This window comes from Micromonospora sp. NPDC049662, from assembly GCF_040675055.1.
Taxonomy (GTDB): Bacteria; Actinomycetota; Actinomycetes; order Mycobacteriales; family Micromonosporaceae; genus Micromonospora.
In genome coordinates this window covers 53,380-71,997 of the sequence record NZ_JBFAOC010000025.1, presented here as the reverse complement: position 1 = coordinate 71,997, position 18,618 = coordinate 53,380, and the positions used below count along the sequence as shown (strand labels likewise).

The following is an 18,618-nucleotide window of genomic DNA, read 5'->3' as shown; positions in this document are numbered from 1 at the left end:
TCACCTGCCCTTAGTCATCGTTCAGGCTCGCCGACTAGGGTGCAGGCAGGCACTCAATCGCAGTGAGGGAGAAGCAGATGGCGGGTCGACTCGCGGTCGTCGGGGCCGGGCTGATGGGCTCCGGCATCGCCCAGGTGGCGGCGCAGGCGGGCTGGCAGGTGACGCTGCGCGACCTGGACGACGCGGCCACCACCCGGGGGCTCGGCGGCATCCGGAAGTCGCTGGAGAAGTTCGCCGAGAAGGGCAAGATCGAGGCGTCCGACGTCGAGGCGACCCTCGCGCGGATCACCCCGACCACCGACCTGGAGGCGGCGGCGGACGCGGACATCGTGGTCGAGGCGGTCTTCGAGCGGCTGGAGATCAAGCACGAGGTGTTCCGGGCGCTGGACAAGATCTGCAAGTCCGACGCGGTGCTCGCCACCAACACGTCGGCCATTCCGGTCACCCAGATCGCGGCGGTCACCGAGCGGCCGGAGGCCGTCGTCGGCACCCACTTCTTCTCCCCGGTGCCGATGATGCAGCTCTGCGAGCTGGTGCGCGGCTACAAGACCAGCGACGCCACGCTCGACACGGCGCGCGCCTTCGCCGAGGAGATCGGCAAGACCGTCGTCGTGGTCAACCGCGACATCGCCGGCTTCGTCACCACGCGGCTGATCTCCGCCCTGGTCATGGAGGCGGTCAAGCTGGTCGAGTCGGGCGTGGTGTCCGCCGAGGACCTGGACACCGCCTGCCGGCTCGGCTTCGGGCACGCCATGGGTCCGCTGGCCACCACCGACCTGACCGGCGTGGACGTGCTGCTGCACGCCTCGAAGAACATCTACACCGACACGGCCGACGAGAAGTTCTTCCCGCCGGAGCTGCTCCAGCGCATGGTCACCGCCGGTGACCTGGGCCGCAAGACCGGCAAGGGCTTCTACACGTACTGAGCGGGTGACGACCGGGGCGGGGCTGCCCGCCCCGGTCGGCCCGCTCAGCCGTCGCGCTTGGTGGTCCAGCGGAAGGTGGTCAGGCAGAGCACGAGCCCGATCACACACCACAGGGCCAGTACCAGGGCGACCCGCCCCAGCTCGAACGAGCCGCCCGGCTCCTGCGCCCCGAAGCTCTCCGGCAGGAACACCGACCGCAGGCCCTGGCACATCCACTTGAGCGGGAAGAACGCGGCGACCTGCTGCATCCAGGTGGGCAGGTCGGTGAAGACGAAGAACACCCCGGAGATGAACTGGAGCACCAGCGCGACCGGAGTCACCACCGCCGAACCGCTGCGGGCGGTGCGGGCCAGCGACGAGATGGCGATGCCGCACAGGGTGCAGGCGGTCACCCCGAGCACGGAGACCCAGCCGAAGGTGAACCACTTCCCGGCGGTGCCCGGCAGGTTCAGGTCGAACAGCGCCACCGCGACGGCCAGCAGCAGCGCGGTCTCGGCGATCCCGATCGCCACCACCATGATCACCTTGCCGGCGAACCAGACCCACTTCGGCATCGGCGTGCCCCGGTAGCGCTTGAGCACCCCCCGGTCCCGCTCGATCGGGATCCAGATGCCCAGGTTCTGGAAGCTCACCGTCATCAGGCCGGTGGCGATCATGCCGGTGATGAAGTACTGGGTGAACCGGACCCCGCCGCCGATCGTCCCGTGGAAGATCGACGCGAAGATCAGGATCATGATGATGGGGAAGCCCATCGTGAAGACCACGGACTCCCGGCTGCGCAGGAACTGGGTGATCTCCAGTCGGCCCTGGCGCAGGGCGAGCGTGCCGACGCCCGGCCGTCGGCCCGGGGTCGCGGCGACCGGCGTCGCCGGCTTCGTCGTGGTCGTCATCGCGAATGTCCGATCATCGTGAGGTAGACGTCCTCCAGGGTCGGCCGGGTCACCGTGAGCCCGGGGACCTCGCCGCCGTAGCGCGCGGCCAGGTCGGCCACGAGGGCCGTCGGCGTCGCGCTCTGCGCTCTCTCCCACGTCCCTTCCGGGGTACGCCAGGAGACCGTCGCGAGCGCATCCTGGCGGTTGCCCAGCCGGTTGGGCGCGGCTACCTCGACCAGCCGGCCGCCGGCGATCACGCCGACCCGGTCGGCGAGCGCCTCCGCCTCGTCCAGGTAGTGCGTGGTGAGCACGATCGTGGTGCCGGCTGCGGCGAGGTCGCGGATCAGCTCCCAGAACTCGCGGCGGGCCTCCGGGTCGAAGCCGGTGGTCGGCTCGTCGAGGAAGAGCAGCTCGGGGCGGCCGATGATGCCCAGCGCCACGTCGAGGCGGCGCTTCTGCCCGCCGGAGAGGGTGTGCGTACGAGCCTTCGCCTTCGCCGCCAGCCCGACCCGTTCGATCACCTTGGCGGGGTCGTCCGCGTCCGGATAGAACCCGGAGAAGTGCCGGACCACCTCGGCCACGGTCAGCTCGTCGAACTCGCCGGTGCCCTGGAGCACGATGCCGACCCGGGAGCGCCAGTCGGCGTCCGGTCGGGCCGGGTCAACGCCGAGCACGGACACCTCACCGGCGTCCCGGTGCCGGTAGCCCTCCAGGATCTCCACGGTCGTGGTCTTGCCCGCGCCGTTCGGGCCGAGCAACGCGAACACCTCGCCCCGGTGGACGTCGAGGTCCACGCCCGCCACCGCCACGTTGTCGCCGTACGCCTTGCGCAGCCCTCGGACGGAGATGGCCAGCTCGTCATCCATGCGTCCAGTGTGCGTCCTGGTGGCCACCGGTCGACGCCCGGGGTGTGGCGGTGCCGGCCACGGCGGGCGCTTCGCACCCGGCCGTCCTCGACATGGACCTGTGTGGTTTTCCACAACGTCTTCTACTGAACGGTAACTTAGACTCCGGCCATGGATGAGACGCCGACCCGGCTGCCCGAGCGGGACCGCCCGTGGGTCATGCGCACGTACGCCGGCCACTCGTCGGCCGCCGCGACCAACGCGCTCTTCCGCCGCAACCTCGCCAAGGGGCAGACCGGCCTGTCGGTCGCCTTCGACCTGCCCACCCAGACCGGCTACGACCCCGACCACGAGCTGGCCGCCGGTGAGGTGGGCCGGGTCGGCGTGCCGGTGGCCCACCTCGGCGACATGCGGGCGCTCTTCGACGGCATCCCGCTCGCCGGGACGAACACCTCGATGACCATCAACGCGCCGGCGATGTGGCTGCTCGCCCTCTACGCGGCCGTGGCCACCGAGCAGGGGTCGAGCGCCGACCTGCTCGCCGGCACCACCCAGAACGACATCATCAAGGAGTACCTGTCCCGGGGGACGTACATCTTCCCGCCGGCGGCCTCGCTGCGGCTGACGGCGGACGTCATCGCGCACACCCTGACGACGATGCCGAGGTGGAACCCGGTCAACGTCTGCTCGTACCACCTTCAGGAAGCTGGCGCGACACCCGTGCAGGAGGTCGGCTTCGCGCTGGCCACCGCCGTCGCCGTCCTCGACGCGGTCCGCGACTCCGGTCAGGTGCCCGCCGAGCGGATGGGTGACGTGGTGCAGCGGGTCTCGTTCTTCGTCAACGCCGGGGTGCGTTTCGTCGAGGAGATCGCCAAGATGCGCGCGTTCGGCGTGCTGTGGGACGGGATCACCCGGGAGCGGTACGGCGTCACCGAGGCCCGGCAGCGGCGGTTCCGCTACGGCGTACAGGTCAACTCGCTCGGCCTCACCGAGGCACAGCCGGAGAACAACATCCAGCGCATCGTGCTGGAGATGCTCGGCGTGACGATGTCCCGCGACGCCCGAGCCCGTGCCGTGCAACTGCCGGCCTGGAACGAGGCGCTCGGCCTGCCCCGGCCCTGGGACCAGCAGTGGTCGCTCCGGATGCAGCAGGTTCTGGCGTACGAGTCGGACCTGCTCGAATACCCCGACCTCTTCGCCGGTTCGCACGTGATGACCGCACTCGTCGACGAGATCGTCAGCGGGGCGCGCGTGGAGCTGGACGCCGTGTTGGAGATGGGCGGTGTGGTGGCCGCCGTGGAGACGGGCTATCTCAAGAGCGCGCTGGTCGCCTCGCTGGCCGAGCGCCGTCGCCGGATGGAGTCCGGACTCGACGTGGTGGTCGGCGTCAACCGCTTCGCCGAGACCGAACCATCCCCGTTGACGGCGGCGGGCGCCGAGGCCGTCGAACAGGTCGATCCCATGGTCGAGGCGGTCGCCGTCGCCTCCGTACGCGAGTGGCGTGCCGGGCGGGACGGCGCGGCGGTCGACGCGGCACTGGCCCGGCTCCGCGCGGACGCCGCGACCACCGCCAACCTGATGCCGGCGACCCTGGAGTGTGTACGGGTCGGGGTGACCACCGGGGAGTGGGCCGGCGCGCTGCGCGACGTCTTCGGTGAGTACCGGGCGCCGACCGGCCTGTCCGGCGCCACCGGCAGCGGCGGCGACGCGGGTCTCGCGGCGGTCCGCGAGCGGGTGGCCGCCACCGCCCGCGAGCTGGGCAGCGGACGGCTGCGGTTGCTGGTCGGCAAGCCCGGCCTGGACGGGCACTCAAACGGCGCCGAGCAGATCGCGGTACGCGCCCGCGACGCCGGCTTCGAGGTCGTCTACCAGGGCATCCGGCTGACCGCCGGCCAGATCGTCGCCGCCGCCGTCGAGGAGGACGTCGACCTGGTCGGGCTGTCCGTGCTGTCCGGCTCACACCTGGCGGCCGTGCCCGCGGTGCTCGACGGGCTGCGGGCCGCCGGCCGGGCGGACCTGCCCGTGGTGGTGGGCGGCATCATCCCCGCCGGTGACGCCGACACCCTGCTCGCCGCCGGGGTGGCCCGGGTCTTCACCCCGAAGGACTTCGCCCTCACCGGGATCATCGATGACCTGGTGACGGTCATCCGGCGGGCCAACGACCTGCCCTGACCCGGTCCCGTCGGAGTCAGCGACCGGCGTACGTCATGCAGTCGGCCAGGTCGTTGTCCGGCCCCACCTTGATCGACGAGGCGTGGCACTCCAACTGCTCGTTGTGTCGGCAGTCGGAACGCTGGCAGGCGCCCACCTGCGCGGTGAGGCCGTCCAACCCGCCCCGCACGGGCGACTCGACGAAGGTGTGGCAGTGCGCGTGGTCCATGCTGCCGATGGTGATGGCGAAGGCGTGGCAGTCACCGCCCTGGTTGTACGCGCATGCCGCGACGACGCATTCCTGGACTCGGGGCATCTCCATTGCAGTGGTCATGCCAACCTCCTCTAGGCTCCTGCCCCGATATTAGGCATTTGCCGGCCTGCGCTCACCCCGATACGCCCGTCTGGCCACCCCGGCGCGTGATCGGCGATGCCAGGCGTGATCGGCGATGCCCGGCGTGATCGGCGATGCGGGCGTGATCGGCGAGGTCGGCGTGATCGGCGATGCCGGCATGATCGACACGAGATCACCGATATCGCGGTGTCAATCGGCCCCGGATACCCCGACTTCGGCGATGTCGAGTCGATCATCGCTCGGATGCGCCCCCGCCGGTCCCCGTCGGCCCCGCCGCCCCCGCTGGCCGCGGCGATCGCTGGCCGCGCCGATCGCGCTGGCCCCTGCGCCCCGCCGATCGCGCTGCCGGCCGGGGTTATGTCCCGTTTTGGACTCTGCGCGAGGTGGCCTCGTGCGCAAGACCCGGATCATCGCCCCCCGGGAATGACCCCGGGCCGCAGGTCGTTGGACCCGGACTCGGCGCGACGGGCCCCGCCCGTTCGCGGGCCTGCCGGTCTGCGGGAATGGCCCCGGGCCGCAGGTCGTTACACCCGGTCCCGGCACGGCGAGCCCCGCTCCCCGCGGATCGTCAGCCCCCGGGAATGGCCCCGGACCGCGGGTCGTTACACCCGGTCCCGGCACGACGAGCCCTCGCGGATCGTCGGCCCCCGGGAATGGCCCCGCCCCCCGGGTCGTTACACACGGACCGGCCGCCACGAGCCCCCCCCGCTCGCAGGCCGCCCCCCAGACTTTGAGCGCCCGGACGAGGTGCTGACACCCCCGTCACCTGATCCCCCGAACGGTGACAGGTGGATGTTTCCTACCCCCGAAGGAGCAACCCCCATGAACACGATCTTCCGCAAGAGCATGCTGTCCATCGCTGGTCTCGCGTTCGCCGGTGGCGTCTTCGCCGGCCCCATCGCCGCCCACGCCAACCCGGTCGACGCCAAGCCCGCCGCCGCCGCGGTGCAGACCACCGCACCCAAGCCGCAGGGCGACCAGTCCCACATCGACCTCAACGGCGAGCAGACCGCCAACGCCAAGGCCATCATCGCCGCCACCAAGAAGGCCGGCCTGCCCGAACGGGCCGCGGTCATCTCCATCGCGACGAGCCTGCAGGAGTCGAAGCTGGAGAACCTGGGTCACCTCGGCGACGCCAACGACCACGACTCGCTGGGTCTGTTCCAGCAGCGCCCGTCGAGCGGTTGGGGCACCCCGGAGCAGATCACCAACCCCGAGTACTCCACCACCGCGTTCCTCAAGGGCCTGCGTCAGGTTGACGGCTGGCAGGACATGCCCCTGACCGACGCCGCCCAGACCGTCCAGGTCTCCGCCTACCCCGACGCCTACGCCCAGTGGGAGCAGCAGGCCACCGACCTGGTCGCCCACAACTGGAACAGCTAAGAACACGCAGATGGCCGGCACCCCGACAACGGGTGCCGGCCATCGCCGTACCTTCGGATTGCCCCTCAGACGCGGAAGCCAGCGGCGCGGGCCGCCTGACGTTCTCGGCGGCGTTCGGAGCGTCGACGCAGGAACCAGTAGACGAAGCCGACCAACCCCACCAGGAAGGCGAGTACGAGCACCGGCAGGATGACCGCGACCAGGGACATGACCACGCTCGTCGCGTCCTCGGCGGTGCTGGCCACCGGGGCGCCGAACCCGGCGGTGGTCGCGTTGATCACCGGGCGTGCGGCGGACTTGAGCAGGTGTACACCGAAGGCGAGGAGTACGCCGGTGGCGACCGGCACCCACTGGTGGCTGGAGAAGAAGCTCCCCGGGTCGCTGACGGTCACGGTCTCCGACGACGAGCCGGCCCCGAAGGCGAGGCCACCGGCGGTGGGCCGGACGACGGTCTGCACCACGTCGTTGACGTGGTCGACGACCGGCACCTTGTCCGCCACCATCTCGACGGCGAGCAGGACGGCAAGGATGACGATGACCCAGCCGTTGCCGAGCCACGTCCAGCCGCTGGGCAGGTCGATCAGGTTGGTGTAGCGGCCGAGCAGGCCGAGGACGAGCAGGGGTATGTAGGCGTTCAGCCCTGCCGAGGCGGCGAGGCCGGTGCCGGTGAGAACTTCGAACACGGTCTCAGCATCGCACCGACGCGCCAGTGCCGCTCGGTGGCGGTGGCGGACTGCTCGGCTACCCTCGTCGGGTGCGGTTGGTCATTGCGAAGTGCTCGGTGGACTACGTCGGACGGCTCTCGGCTCACCTGCCGCCGGCGACTCGGCTGTTGATGGTGAAGGCGGACGGGTCGGTGTCGATTCACGCCGACGACCGTGCGTACAAGCCGCTGAACTGGATGAGCCCGCCGTGCCGGCTGGAGGAGGCCCCCGGCGTGTGGCGGGTGGTCAACAAGGCCGGCGAGGAGTTGCGGATCACCCTGGAGGAGGTCTTCCAGGACACCTCGTACGAGCTGGGTGTCGATCCCGGCCTGCGTAAGGACGGGGTGGAGGCACACCTGCAGGAGTTGCTGGCGGCCAACCCGACCGTGCTGGGCGAGGGGTTCACGTTGGTGCGCCGCGAGTACATGACGGCGATCGGCCCGGTGGACCTGCTCTGCCGGGACGCGAACTCCGGCGCCGTGGCCGTCGAGATCAAGCGGCGTGGCGAGATCGACGGCGTGGAGCAGTTGACCCGCTACCTCGAACTCATGAACCGTGACCCGCTGCTCAGCCCGGTCACCGGCGTGTTCGCCGCGCAGGAGATCAAGCCGCAGGCCCGGGTGCTCGCCGCCGACCGGGGCATCCGGTGCGTCGTCGTCAACTACGACCGGCTGCGGGGCATCGAGAAGGACGAACTGACCCTCTTCTGACCCGGCTCACCGCCCGGTCCGTACGGCGATCAACGACTTCGGCAGGCCGAAGACCCGCTCGACGAGCATTGTCGAGTCGGGAAAGTAGTGGCGCATCTGCGAACGGTCCAGCAGTTCGGTCCAGAGCACCTGGTGGATGGCGGCTTCGTGGCTGCGGGTCGGTTTGTGGCCGAGGGGCCAACGGCGAGCGAGCGCCGTGCGCATCCGGATCGGTAGGAACTGCATGCCGGGCGCGATCCAGTGCGGCTCGATGGGAAAGTAGCGGTAGGGCGTCTGCACCCAGTGCCGATCGGCCAGCGAACGGGCCGCGGCGGCGAACCGAAGTCGGCGCTCGTGCCCACCGACGTGTTCCAGCACGGAGTTGGAGAAGACCAGGTCGTAGGCGCCCTTGGTGACACGGGGTGGCAGGTCGCAGGCGTCGGCCTGCTCGACGTGGGCCCACTCGGGTACGGCTGCGGGCGGCTGTTCCAGGTTGACCACGGTGACGCGGGCCGGCCGGACGGTGGCGCGGTGCCAGGTGCCGAGCCGGCCGCCGAGGTCGACGACGTGCATGTCGCCGATGTCGGGGAAGGTGCGCGCCAGCCACTCCGAACGACGACGCCGCTGCCGAGCGCTCCACGACTGGTCACTGTCGACAAGGCTGTGTCGCAATCGATTGTGGCCCATTTAACGCAATGTACCGCCGTGCCTACGACGTATAAACATGTGGATACGCCGATCACGGCGCAGATCGGCTATCCGACACTCACCTGCCGTACATCACCTTGATGGCTTTGACGAGACGTGCCACGTCGGTCGGGGTGCGGTCGAACGTCATCGACGGCAGCAGTGAGCGCGCTCGACGCCGGGTGATGGCCTTGGCGCGGGCGAACTCGCGGAGGCCGTCCTCGCCGTGGATCCGCCCGAAGCCGGAGTCGCCGACGCCGCCGAACGGCAGCGTGGACATCCCGGCGAAGGTCAGCGCGGAGTTGACCGAGGTCATCCCCGAGCGCAGGCGTCGCGCGATGCTCACGGCACGCTGCCGGCCGAAGACCGAACCCCCCAGGCCGTACGACACGGCGTTGGCGCGGGCGACGGCCTCGTCGACGTCGCGGACCCGGCTGATGGTCACCGTCGGACCGAAGGTCTCCTCGCGGACGGCGGCCGACTCCTCCGGTACGTCCACCAGCACGGTCGGATGCACGTACGGTGGCTGCACCGCGTCCGGGCCGCCGACCAGGGCGCGACCGCCGGAGCTGACCGCGGCCTCGATGTGGCGGCGGATCACGTCGATCTGGCCGGGCATGGTGATCGGGCCGATGTCCGCGCCGTCGGGGCCGACGGTCAGCCGGCCGGCGCGGGCGACGACCTTGTCGACGAAGGCGTCGAAGACCGTGTCGACGGCGTAGACGCGCTCGATGCCGATGCAGGTCTGGCCGGCGTTGGTCATGGCGCCCCAGACGCACGCCTCGGCGGCGGCGTCCAGGTCGGCGTCGCTGTCGACGATCATGGCGTCCTTGCCGCCGCCCTCGATCAGCACCGGCGTCAGCGTCTCGGCGCAGGCGGACATCACCTTGCGGGCGGTCGCGGTCGAGCCGGTGAAGGCCACCTTGTCGACCCCGGAACGGCACAGCGCGGCACCGACGTCGCCGAGCCCGTGTACGGCGGTGAACACCGGCTGCTCGGGGACCACCTCCGCGAACGTGTCCACCAGCCACTGGCCGACGACGGGCGTGTACTCGCTGGGCTTGAGCACGACGGCGTTGCCGGCGGCCAGGGCGTACGCGGCGGAGCCGAGCGGGGTGAGGACCGGATAGTTCCACGGCCCGATCACACCCACCACGCCGTGCGGTTGGTATTCCAGGTGCGCGGAGAACTCGGCGAGGACGAGCCGGGACCGTACCCGGCGTGGGCCGAGCACCCGGCGCGCGTTGCGGGCGGCCCAGTCGACGTGTTCGATCGCGCTGGCGATCTCGACGATGGCGTCGGCGGCCGGTTTGCCGCCCTCGACGTGCATCAACTCGGCGAGCTGCTCGACCCGCTTGGCGAGCAGCGCCCGCCAGCGCAGCATCCGCTGGCGACGGCCGGCGAAGCCCAGACCGGCCCACCACTCGGCGGCGGAACGCGCGCGCTCGACGGCCTGCCGTACGTCCGCGTCGCTGGCGACGGGGAGGCGGCCGGCCTCGACGCCGGTGGCCGGACTGGTGGAGACCAGCTGGTGCGCCTCGATGAGGGGGGTGCCGGGGACATGCACAGCCGTCATGGCGGAAGTCTAGACCCGAAGATTACTCACCGGTAGGCCGCGATCTCGGGGTGCCGGGGCGGGAGTCGCGTCCACCCACCCGCTCGTTGATCAGTGCAGGTCAGGACCCGGTTGCCGAAGGGTGACCATCCGAATCGTCGAACAGCGGGTGACCGGGAGGTGACGAGGAGCTGACCGGCCGGTCGGTATTGACGATTACCGTCTGATGGCAGGCTGACGCGCGGAGTAACGGTGTGGGGTGGAGGGCTGACTGTCCATGGAGGAACATCCGGAACTGATGCCGTTGTTGACGGTCGCAGGTGGGCCGATGCGCGGAGCAAGCTTTCGCCTGCGGGGTGAGCCGCAGGTGATCGGCCGGGCGCCGACCGGCGACGTGGTCATCAGCGACCCGCATCTGAGTCGCCGGCACGCCGAGGTGTGGCTGGCTCCCGAGGGCGCGTCGCTGCGCGACCTGGGCTCGACCAACGGCACCTGGCTCAACGACCGCCGGATCACCGAGGTGGAGCGCCTCAGCGACGGCGACGTGATCCGGCTCGGCCGCACCGAGCTGCGCCTGTTCGATCCGGGGGTCGCCCACACGGATCCGGTTGGGCTCAGCTTCGGGGTGTCCCGACGCGATATCCGACCGACGCTGCCACTGCCGCTGGCTTCGCCACCGGGCGCCCGCCGCTGACCCCGCCGGGGCGGCCACTGGCCGTCGGCCACACTCCGGCGGTGCCGACGGGTGGCTGTCCGACACCTGGACCCCCGTGGACCGACGTGGCAGCATGCCGCGGATGGAGACCGAGCAGCGGGTCGTGACGGCGAACGGTATACGCCAGGCGGTACGGGTGGCCGGTCCGCCGGACGGAACTCCGTTGCTGCTGGTCCACGGCAACTGCTCCTCATCGCTGTTCTGGGAGCCGTTGATCCGACGGCTGCCACCGACGCTGCGGGTCGTCGCTCCCGACCTGCGGGGGTTCGGCGACTCGGCGACCGCCCCGGTGGACGCCACCCGCGGCCTGCGGGACTTCGCCGACGACGTCGCCGCCCTGCTGGACGACCCGACGCTCTTCCCCGACGTCGACGGCAGCGGCGCTGACCGCCGCGGCGCTGACCGCCGCGGCGCTGACGGCAGCGGCGCTGACGGCAGCGGCGTCGACGGCAGCGGCGTCGACGGCAGCGGCGTCGACGGCAGCGGCGCTGACGCCGGTGGTGGGGTCCGGCCGGTCGTGGTCGGGCACTCCCTCGGTGGGGGAGTTGCCATGCGGCTGCTGGTCGACCATCCGCACCGGGTGGGGGCGCTACTGCTGGCCGCGCCGGTGTCGCCGTACGGCTTCGGTGGCACGCGCGACCTGAGCGGTACGCCGACCACGCCCGACTTCGCCGGTACCGGTGCTGGCACCGCCAACCGGGACTTCGTGGCCCGGCTCGCCGCGGGCGATCGGGGCACCGAGGGCCCGGCCAGTCCGCGTGAGGTGCTGCGGGCGACCTACGTGGCCGATTCGGCCTCGCTCGGCGTCGACGAGGAGCTGCTGCTCGACAGCGTGCTGTCCACGGCGATCGGCGAGGACAACTACCCGGGCACGTCGGCGGAGTCGGAGAACTGGCCCGGCACCGTGCCCGGGAAGCGGGGCGTGCTGAACGCGCTCGCGCCGACCTGGTTCCGGGTCGCCGACGAGCTGGTGGCCGTCGCCGAGAAGCCTCCGGTCACCTGGGTACGCGGCGACGCCGACGTGATCGTCTCGGACACGTCGCTGTTGGACCTGGCGTACCTCGGTTCGCTGGGTGTCGTGGCCGGATGGCCGGGGGCGCAGGACTGCCCGCCGCAACCGATGGTCGGCCAGACCCGGGCGGTGCTGGAGCGGTACGCGGCGGCCGGCGGCGCGTACCGTGAGGTGGTGTTGCCCGGCTGCGGGCACAGCCCGCACCTGGAGCGCCCGGGGGAGTTCGTGGCGGAGCTGCTGGCGCTGACCGACGGGCAGGCCGGGTAGGGCCGCGTCGTGGGTGAAATATCCCACGGCGTCTCGACAACCCTGCGGCACGTGGCAGACTCGCGCGCATACCTTAGCGGCCGTTCAGTGGCCGTGCGGAGTGTCTGGGGAGGCCGGTCGTGGCGCGGGAGTTCAGCACCGTCGGTGTCGTGGGGCTGGGCACCATGGGTGCCGGCATCGTCGAGGTCTTCGCCCGCAACGGCATCGACGTCCTCGCGGTCGAGATCGCCGAGCCGGCGCTGGAGCGCGGTCGGGCCACCCTGAAGGGCTCCACCGACCGGGCGGTCGCCAAGGGCAAGCTCGCCGAGGCGGACCGCGACGCCCTACACGAGCGGGTGCGCTTCGCGGTCGGACTGGACGCGCTGCACTCGGTGGACCTGGTCATCGAGGCGGTGCCCGAGCACCTGGACCTCAAGCAGCGGATCTTCGCTGAGTTGGACCGGGTCTGCAAGCCGGAGGCCATCCTCGCCACCAACACCTCGTCGCTGAGCGTCACCGAGATCTCGGTGGCCACCAGCCGGCCCAACCAGGTGATCGGCATCCACTTCTTCAACCCCGCCCCGGTGATGAAGCTGGTCGAGGTGGTCCGCACGGTCGTCACCGCCCCCGAGGTCGTGGCCGACGTCGAGGCGCTGTGCGCCCGGCTCGGCAAGGTCGACGTCACCATCAACGACCGGGCCGGCTTCATCGCCAACGCGCTGCTCTTCGGCTACCTCAACCACGCGGTCGGGATGTTCGAGTCGCACTACGCGACCCGGGAGGACATCGACGCCGCGATGAAGCTCGGCTGCGGGCTGCCGATGGGCCCACTGGCGCTGATGGACCTGATCGGCCTGGACACCGCGTACGAAATCCTGGACACCATGTACCGGCGGGGCGGCCGGGACCGCCGACACGCCCCGGTGCCGCTGCTCAAGCAGATGGTCACGGCGGGGCTGCTGGGCCGCAAGTCCGGACGGGGTTTCTACACCTACGAGCGGCCCGGTTCGCCGAAGGTCGTACCCGATGAAACGACGCCGCCGGCGGCGGACGCCGCGCTCGCCGACGGCGCGCGCGCCATCACCAAGGTGGGCGTCGTGGGTTCCGGGACGATGGCCACCGGGATCGTCGAGGTGTTCGCCAGGGCCGGGTACGAGGTCGTCTCGGTGACCCGGGGCGCGGAGAAGTCCGCGTCGGTCTGCGAGGCCGTGAAGACGTCGCTGAACAAGGGCGTGGTCCGGGGCAAGCTCGCCGAGGCCGACCGGGACGCGGCGCTGGGCCGCATCACCTGGACGGCGACCCTCGACCATCTTGCCGACGTCGACCTGGTCGTCGAGGCGGTCGTCGAGGAGTTGAGCGTCAAGAAGGCGCTCTTCGCCAGCCTCGACGAGATCTGCAAGCCGGGCGTGGTGCTGGCCACCACCACCTCGTCCCTGCCCGTGATCGACGTGGCGATGGCCACCCAGCGCCCGGCCGACGTGGTGGGCCTGCACTTCTTCAACCCGGCGCCGGTCATGCCGCTGGTCGAGGTGGTCCGGACCATCCGTACCTCACCGGAGACCACCGCGACCGCGCGGGCCGTCTGCGCGGCGCTCGGCAAGACCGGCGTGGTCTGCGGCGACCGGTCCGGCTTCATCGTCAACGCGCTGCTCTTCCCGTACCTGAACGACGCGGTCAAGATGCTGGAGGCCAGCTACTCCACGGCCGACGACATCGACCACGCCATGAAGCTGGGCTGCGGCTACCCGATGGGCCCGTTCGAGCTGCTCGACGTGGTGGGGTTGGACGTCTCGCTGGCGATCCAGCGGGAGCTGTACCTGGAGCTGCGCGAGCCGGGCTTCGCGCCCGCGCCGTTGCTGGAGCACCTGGTCACCGCCGGCTACCTGGGTCGCAAGACCCGTCGCGGCTTCCGCGACCACTCGCACCGCTGACCGCGTCAACGCCGGGCACCGGCGACGGCGTCTGAGTGATGTGACCTTCGAGGAGTACGTCAGCAGTCGCGGGCCAGCGCTCGTCCGGCTGGCTCGACTGCTGACCGGTGACGAGCACCGGGCCGACGACCTTACCCAGGAGGTGCTGTCCCGGGCGTACGTGCACTGGCGGAGGATCTCCCGTGCTGACCGCCCGGACGTCTACGTGCGCCGGATGATGGTCAACGCCAACACCTCCTGGTGGCGTCGCCGATCCAGCCACGAGATGGCCACGGCGGAGTTCGCCGACCGGCCGGGGCGCGGCGACTTCAGCAGCGACTCGGCCGACCGGGACGAGATGTGGAGACTGATCCTCGGTCTGCCGGACCGGCAGCGTGCGGTGCTCGTGCTGCGGTACTACGAGGACCTCGACGACCTCACCATCGCCCAGATCCTCGGCTGTTCACCGGTCACCGTCCGCACTCATGCGATGCGGGCGCTCAGTCAGCTGCGGGAGCGCCACGGCGTTTCCACGACGAACGGGAGCCGGCCGTGACCGACCTCGACGAGTGGATCGCACGGGCACTGCGGGAGCACGCCGACGGGCACGTGGACACCGATCGCCTGATGACGGCGGCGGTGAACGGGGGACGGGCCCGTCGACGGCGGCGACGTGCCGTCATCGGGGCCGCGCTTGGCGTCGCGGTGGTACTCGGGACCGGCGTGGCACTGCGCATGCCCTCGGCCGCACCGCCACAGCCGACCGTCACGCCCAGTCCCGTCGTGGTCACGCCACCGCTGGCGCCGGGGGTCCCCGGGGCAGCGACGCGTCCTGACCTGGTTGGCACGGACCCGGGGCTGCTGCACTTCGGCATCGACCCGACGGTCGCGAAGCCGGTTGCCTGGCGCTCGGCGGGCCAGGCCGAGAGCATGCGACTGGACCTGGGGGGTGGCGTGCAGGCCATGGCGATCGTGGCCGCCGACCCGCAGTCGGCCGAGATCGGCGACCCGAGCCAGCTTCATGACATCGGCCCCGACCGGACGGGCGACTCCACCAGTGACACGGATCCTGACCGGACCGGCCGGTCCGACCCCGGTTCAAGGTACAACGGGGTGATACGTCGGCTGGACCAGCCCGCGCGGGGTTGGGTCCTGCGCTGGCAGCCCGCCCCGGGCCTGTACGCCCGGGTCTCGGCACTCGGGGACACCGACGCCGAGATCCGCCGGACGGCGGCGGCGCTTCGGTTCGACGAGGCCCGTCGCTGTGTCGCGCCCATCCGGTTGACCGCTCTGCCGCAGGGCGCCCGGATCAGCGAGTGCGACGTGTCGGTACGGCGGCTGGCCTGGCCACGCACTGCGAACGTGACCGGAACCACAACTCCTACGCAGATGCCGGGAGGCGTTTCGGACCAGACCGAGGTGGCGTTGATCGTCAAGCTCGACGGCAAGGCCACCCTGCCCGTACGGCTGTACTACTCACCCCGTCCGCCCTCCGGCGACCGAGGGAAAGCCAACCGCGAGATCGCCGGCAGGCCGGTGTTCGACATGGGCGACTTCTGGCACGTCCTCGGCATCCCCAACACGCTGCTGTCGATGGGGTACGAGAACCGCTGGGAGCGGTCCCCCACGGACGCGGAGGTCAGCACGGTGATCGGTGGGCTCCGGGTGGCCGAGGACCTTGGCGAGCCGGCCAGCTGGGAGTGACCGTAACCTTGGGTGCGTGAGCCCCCGTCGCAATCGCCCTCGCCGGGACGAGAACGCCAACCTGGACGCCGACCGGGCTCGCCAGGGTGTCGCCTCGGTGCAGCAGTGGACCGACGGCGCCTGGCAGGTACGCGGGATCGGGGCGGGCGCGTCGGTCAAGACGTACCGCTGCCCCGGTTGTGACCAGGAGATCCGCCCCGGGGTGGCGCACCTGGTGGCCTGGCCGGCCGACGGCCTGGGTGACCTGACCGACCGTCGGCACTGGCACAGCGGCTGCTGGCGTGCCCGGGAACGGCGCGGGCCGGCGGTGCAGCGCGGCCGGGGCACGCCGCGCTACTGAGCGATCTGGATCACCCTGTTCGTGCCTCGGTGGGCGGCGGCGGCGACTTCGCGACAGACTTGGGCGGTGAGCACAGCGATCCGCGCGTCGTCGATCCTGCCCGGCCGCCGGGAGGACATCGAGCTACACACCGCCGACGGGCTGCGGCTGGTCGGCGAGCTGGCTCTGCCGGCCGACCGGCCCCCGGTGGGCACCCTGGTCTGCCTGCACCCGCTGCCCACGCACGGCGGGATGATGGACAGCCACGTGTTCCGCAAGGCGGCCTGGCGGCTGCCGGCGCTGGCCGACCTGGCCGTGCTGCGGTTCAACACCCGGGGCACCAGCAGCGTGCGCGGCACCAGCGAGGGCGCCTTCGACGGCGCGGTGGGCGAGCGGTACGACGTGGCCGCCGCCATCGAGTACGCGGAGTTCGCCGAACTGCCCAACATCTGGCTGGTCGGGTGGTCGTTCGGCACCGACCTGGCCCTCAAGTACGGCTGCGACCCGGCCGTGGCCGGAGCGATCCTGCTCTCCCCGCCGCTGCGCTTCTCGACGCCGGACGACCTGGCGACCTGGAGCACGTCCGGTCGGCCGCTGGTGGCGCTGGTGCCCGAGTTCGACGACTACCTGCGTCCGGTCGAGGCGCGGGAGCGGTTCGCGGCGGTGCCGCAGGCCGAGGTGGTCGGGGTGCCCGGTGCGAAGCACCTCTGGGTGGGCGACGCGGAGACGGTGCTCGACGAGATCGTCAAGCGGGTCAACCCCGGGGTCGACGTGCCCCTGCCGACGACCTGGGACGGGCCGATGGAGACCGGCGACGTCAGCGCGTACGCCGACCGGACGGTGGCCGCCTTCGCCGACACGCCCGTACCCCGCCCGGCCGACTGATTCCGCGCAGTTCCGCTTTCGGGCGGCGTCAGTTGCGTTCCGGCGGCGTCAGTTGCGTTCCGCTTCGGGCGGCGTCAGTTGCGTTCCGGCGGCGTCAGTTGCGCTCCTGGCGGGGGAGCACCACCTCACGCAGGATCAGTTGCAGCGCGGCCACCGTGGGAATGGCGATCAGCGCGCCCACCACGCCCAGCAGCGCCACGCCGAGCAGTGCCGCCAGCAGGGCGGCGACCTCGTTGACCTCGACCGAGCGCCGCATCACCTTCGGGTAGATCAGGTAGTTCTCGATCTGCTGGTAGATGAGGAAGAACACCGCGCAGGCGATGCCGGTGGGCAGGTCGGCGGCGAAGCCGACCAGGCTCACGATCACCGCGCCCAGGGTCGCGCCGATCTGCGGGATCAGATCGGTGACGGCGACGACCACGGCCAGCGCGAACGGGTACGGCAGGCCGACGATCAGCGCGAAGACGAACGTGGTCGCGCCGGCCAGGACCGCGATGCTCAACGCGCCGACCATGTACGCGCCCACCTTGGCCAGGATCTCGTCACCGATCAACTCCGCCCGTTCGCGGCGGGACCGGGGCACCAGCGCGTAGCCCAGGGAACGCAGCCGGTTGAAGTAGGCCAGGAAGTAGATGGTCAGCACGAGCACGGTCAGCGTCCGGAACACCGTGCCGAAGATCAGTTGGGCGCCACCGAGGACCCCGCCGAGGACCCCGCCGAGGGCCCGGCCGATGGTGTCGGCGTTGGCCGCGCCCTGCACCCGCTCCACCACGTCGTACCGCTCCACCAGGTCGTTGACCGTGGGATTGCGACGCAACTCGTCGAGCAGGCTCGGGATCTGGTCGATGAACTGCCCGGACTGCGTCACGATCGGCGGGACCAGCGCCACGATGCCGCCGCAGAGCAGCAGCACCACGGTCAGCGCCACCACCGCCACCGCCAAGCCGTGGGGCACACCCCAGGTGCGCAGGCGCACCACCGCCGGGTTGAGGCCCACCGCCAGGAAGAGCGCGATCACCACCAGCACCAGAATGCCGCCGGCATTCCGGATCCCCAGATAGAGGGTGTACGCCAGCAGCACGCCCAGCGCGCCGGTGAAGCCGATCAGGAAACTGCTGCGCCGTAGCGGACGCCCCGGCGTGCCGAACTTCCCCGACGGGACCGCTGGAGGCTCGTCCGGGTCGAATCCCGGGGCTGGCACCGGGACCGGCGGTGGCGTCTCCGCTGGTGGTGGCGTCTCCGCTGGTGGCGTCTCCGCTGGTGGCGTCTCCGCCGGCGGTGGCGTTCTCGCCGGTGGAGGTGTCCCCGCTGGTGGTGGCGTCTCCGCTGGTGGCGTCTCCGCCGGCGGTGGCGGTTTCGCGGACGGGGGACCAGGGGGCATGGCCGGGTCGTCGCCGGACGGGCTCTCGGCCGGCGGGCGGTATGCGCTCAGGTCCGGATCCTCGGCCGACGGATCGTGCTGCGGCACCAGGACCTCCCGGTCGGGCGGTGGGAACGGGCGACGGCAGTGGCGGTGCGGTGGTCGCTGTCGACCACAACACCGTCAATGGTGCTCCACTCGTGTCGTCGGCCGCTCAGCGACCCACCCTCTTTCCGGTGAACGGCAATGGTCCACTCCAGATCCCTGATGTCGGGGTGTCTTGGGCAGCGGGACAGCCCG

The 18,618-nt window shown here is 71.2% G+C and carries 18 protein-coding genes; 11 read left to right on the top strand and 7 right to left on the bottom strand.

Annotated features, from left to right (window positions below; all coding sequences use genetic code 11):
- Nucleotides 1–77 precede the first annotated feature (77 nt).
- Nucleotides 78–926 (top strand): 3-hydroxyacyl-CoA dehydrogenase family protein, encoded by an 849-nt coding sequence (locus AB0J36_RS19850; RefSeq protein ID WP_357134017.1) that lies wholly within the window; start codon nt 78–80, stop codon nt 924–926.
- A gap of 44 nt (nt 927–970) precedes the next feature.
- Here AB0J36_RS19850 and AB0J36_RS19845 read toward each other — a convergent pair whose 3' ends face one another.
- Both AB0J36_RS19845 and AB0J36_RS19840 read right to left on the bottom strand, forming a co-directional pair.
- Complete coding sequence (locus tag AB0J36_RS19845; RefSeq protein ID WP_357134019.1) at nt 971–1,816, bottom strand: ABC transporter permease; 846 nt, start codon at nt 1,814–1,816, stop codon at nt 971–973.
- Nucleotides 1,813–2,664 carry an ABC transporter ATP-binding protein gene (locus tag AB0J36_RS19840; protein ID WP_357134022.1) on the bottom strand — a complete coding sequence of 284 codons (852 nt, stop codon included), beginning with the start codon at nt 2,662–2,664 and terminating at the stop codon, nt 1,813–1,815. Before AB0J36_RS19840 ends, AB0J36_RS19845 begins: the two co-directional genes overlap by 4 nt.
- A gap of 150 nt (nt 2,665–2,814) precedes the next feature.
- Here AB0J36_RS19840 and AB0J36_RS19835 point away from each other — a divergent pair, with 150 nt between their 5' ends.
- A complete protein-coding gene (locus tag AB0J36_RS19835) occupies nt 2,815–4,815 on the top strand; it encodes a protein meaA (protein WP_363660971.1) in 2,001 nt (666 codons plus the stop codon).
- 16 nt (nt 4,816–4,831) lie between these two features.
- Here AB0J36_RS19835 and AB0J36_RS19830 read toward each other — a convergent pair whose 3' ends face one another.
- A complete protein-coding gene (locus AB0J36_RS19830) occupies nt 4,832–5,128 on the bottom strand; it encodes a DUF1540 domain-containing protein (RefSeq protein ID WP_363660970.1) in 297 nt (98 codons plus the stop codon).
- A gap of 843 nt (nt 5,129–5,971) precedes the next feature.
- Between AB0J36_RS19830 and AB0J36_RS19825 the strand changes: the two genes are divergently transcribed.
- Nucleotides 5,972–6,532: a hypothetical protein gene (locus tag AB0J36_RS19825; protein WP_363660969.1), complete on the top strand. Its 561-nt coding sequence runs from the start codon at nt 5,972–5,974 to the stop codon at nt 6,530–6,532.
- 65 nt (nt 6,533–6,597) lie between these two features.
- Here AB0J36_RS19825 and AB0J36_RS19820 read toward each other — a convergent pair whose 3' ends face one another.
- Nucleotides 6,598–7,215, bottom strand: coding sequence for a DUF4126 domain-containing protein (locus AB0J36_RS19820; protein ID WP_357134167.1), 618 nt, complete (start codon nt 7,213–7,215; stop codon nt 6,598–6,600).
- 71 nt (nt 7,216–7,286) lie between these two features.
- Here AB0J36_RS19820 and nucS point away from each other — a divergent pair, with 71 nt between their 5' ends.
- The gene (nucS, locus tag AB0J36_RS19815; protein WP_357134169.1) at nt 7,287–7,946 is read left to right on the top strand and encodes an endonuclease NucS; all 660 of its coding nucleotides are present in this window, start codon (nt 7,287–7,289) and stop codon (nt 7,944–7,946) included.
- 6 nt (nt 7,947–7,952) lie between these two features.
- On the opposite strand, the gene AB0J36_RS19810 is transcribed toward nucS, so the two are convergent.
- Together AB0J36_RS19810 and AB0J36_RS19805 are read right to left on the bottom strand one after the other, a co-directional pair.
- The gene (locus AB0J36_RS19810) at nt 7,953–8,612 is read right to left on the bottom strand and encodes a class I SAM-dependent methyltransferase (protein WP_357134171.1); all 660 of its coding nucleotides are present in this window, start codon (nt 8,610–8,612) and stop codon (nt 7,953–7,955) included.
- A gap of 79 nt (nt 8,613–8,691) precedes the next feature.
- Nucleotides 8,692–10,188 (bottom strand): aldehyde dehydrogenase family protein, encoded by a 1,497-nt coding sequence (locus AB0J36_RS19805; protein WP_357134173.1) that lies wholly within the window; start codon nt 10,186–10,188, stop codon nt 8,692–8,694.
- 307 nt (nt 10,189–10,495) lie between these two features.
- Between AB0J36_RS19805 and AB0J36_RS19800 the strand changes: the two genes are divergently transcribed.
- The 7 genes from AB0J36_RS19800 to AB0J36_RS19770 all read left to right on the top strand — a co-directional run bounded on the left by AB0J36_RS19800 (nt 10,496) and on the right by AB0J36_RS19770 (nt 16,958).
- Nucleotides 10,496–10,861: an FHA domain-containing protein gene (locus AB0J36_RS19800; protein WP_357134175.1), complete on the top strand. Its 366-nt coding sequence runs from the start codon at nt 10,496–10,498 to the stop codon at nt 10,859–10,861.
- Between the two features lie 94 nt (nt 10,862–10,955).
- A complete protein-coding gene (locus AB0J36_RS19795) occupies nt 10,956–12,161 on the top strand; it encodes an alpha/beta hydrolase (protein WP_363660968.1) in 1,206 nt (401 codons plus the stop codon).
- Nucleotides 12,162–12,280: 119 nt separating this feature from the next.
- Nucleotides 12,281–14,071: a 3-hydroxybutyryl-CoA dehydrogenase gene (locus AB0J36_RS19790; RefSeq protein ID WP_357134179.1), complete on the top strand. Its 1,791-nt coding sequence runs from the start codon at nt 12,281–12,283 to the stop codon at nt 14,069–14,071.
- A gap of 40 nt (nt 14,072–14,111) precedes the next feature.
- On the top strand, nt 14,112–14,606 hold the full coding sequence (locus AB0J36_RS19785; RefSeq protein ID WP_357134182.1) for a SigE family RNA polymerase sigma factor: 495 nt from the start codon (nt 14,112–14,114) through the stop codon (nt 14,604–14,606).
- The gene (locus AB0J36_RS19780) at nt 14,603–15,754 is read left to right on the top strand and encodes a hypothetical protein (RefSeq protein WP_363660967.1); all 1,152 of its coding nucleotides are present in this window, start codon (nt 14,603–14,605) and stop codon (nt 15,752–15,754) included. The genes AB0J36_RS19785 and AB0J36_RS19780 overlap by 4 nt, the downstream gene beginning before the upstream one ends.
- A gap of 16 nt (nt 15,755–15,770) precedes the next feature.
- Nucleotides 15,771–16,094 carry a hypothetical protein gene (locus AB0J36_RS19775; RefSeq protein WP_237747203.1) on the top strand — a complete coding sequence of 108 codons (324 nt, stop codon included), beginning with the start codon at nt 15,771–15,773 and terminating at the stop codon, nt 16,092–16,094.
- Between the two features lie 66 nt (nt 16,095–16,160).
- Entirely contained in the window at nt 16,161–16,958 is a 798-nt protein-coding gene (locus AB0J36_RS19770) for an alpha/beta hydrolase (RefSeq protein WP_357134187.1), read from the top strand.
- Nucleotides 16,959–17,052: 94 nt separating this feature from the next.
- Here the strand turns inward: AB0J36_RS19770 and AB0J36_RS19765 are convergent, their stop codons facing one another.
- Nucleotides 17,053–18,426, bottom strand: coding sequence for an AI-2E family transporter (locus AB0J36_RS19765; protein WP_363660966.1), 1,374 nt, complete (start codon nt 18,424–18,426; stop codon nt 17,053–17,055).
- Between the last annotated feature and the right edge of the window lie 192 nt (nt 18,427–18,618).

Bases quoted from the DNA above. Each gene is read 5' to 3' on its own strand.
- AB0J36_RS19850 (WP_357134017.1), top strand. From the start codon at position 78: ATGGCGGGTCGACTCGCGGTCGTCGGGGCCGGGCTGATGGGCTCCGGC.
- AB0J36_RS19845 (WP_357134019.1), bottom strand. From the start codon at position 1,816: ATGACGACCACGACGAAGCCGGCGACGCCGGTCGCCGCGACCCCGGGC.
- AB0J36_RS19840 (WP_357134022.1), bottom strand. From the start codon at position 2,664: ATGGATGACGAGCTGGCCATCTCCGTCCGAGGGCTGCGCAAGGCGTAC.
- AB0J36_RS19835 (WP_363660971.1), top strand. From the start codon at position 2,815: ATGGATGAGACGCCGACCCGGCTGCCCGAGCGGGACCGCCCGTGGGTC.
- AB0J36_RS19830 (WP_363660970.1), bottom strand. From the start codon at position 5,128: ATGACCACTGCAATGGAGATGCCCCGAGTCCAGGAATGCGTCGTCGCG.
- AB0J36_RS19825 (WP_363660969.1), top strand. From the start codon at position 5,972: ATGAACACGATCTTCCGCAAGAGCATGCTGTCCATCGCTGGTCTCGCG.
- AB0J36_RS19810 (WP_357134171.1), bottom strand. From the start codon at position 8,612: ATGGGCCACAATCGATTGCGACACAGCCTTGTCGACAGTGACCAGTCG.
- AB0J36_RS19805 (WP_357134173.1), bottom strand. From the start codon at position 10,188: ATGACGGCTGTGCATGTCCCCGGCACCCCCCTCATCGAGGCGCACCAG.
- AB0J36_RS19800 (WP_357134175.1), top strand. From the start codon at position 10,496: ATGCGCGGAGCAAGCTTTCGCCTGCGGGGTGAGCCGCAGGTGATCGGC.
- AB0J36_RS19795 (WP_363660968.1), top strand. From the start codon at position 10,956: ATGCCGCGGATGGAGACCGAGCAGCGGGTCGTGACGGCGAACGGTATA.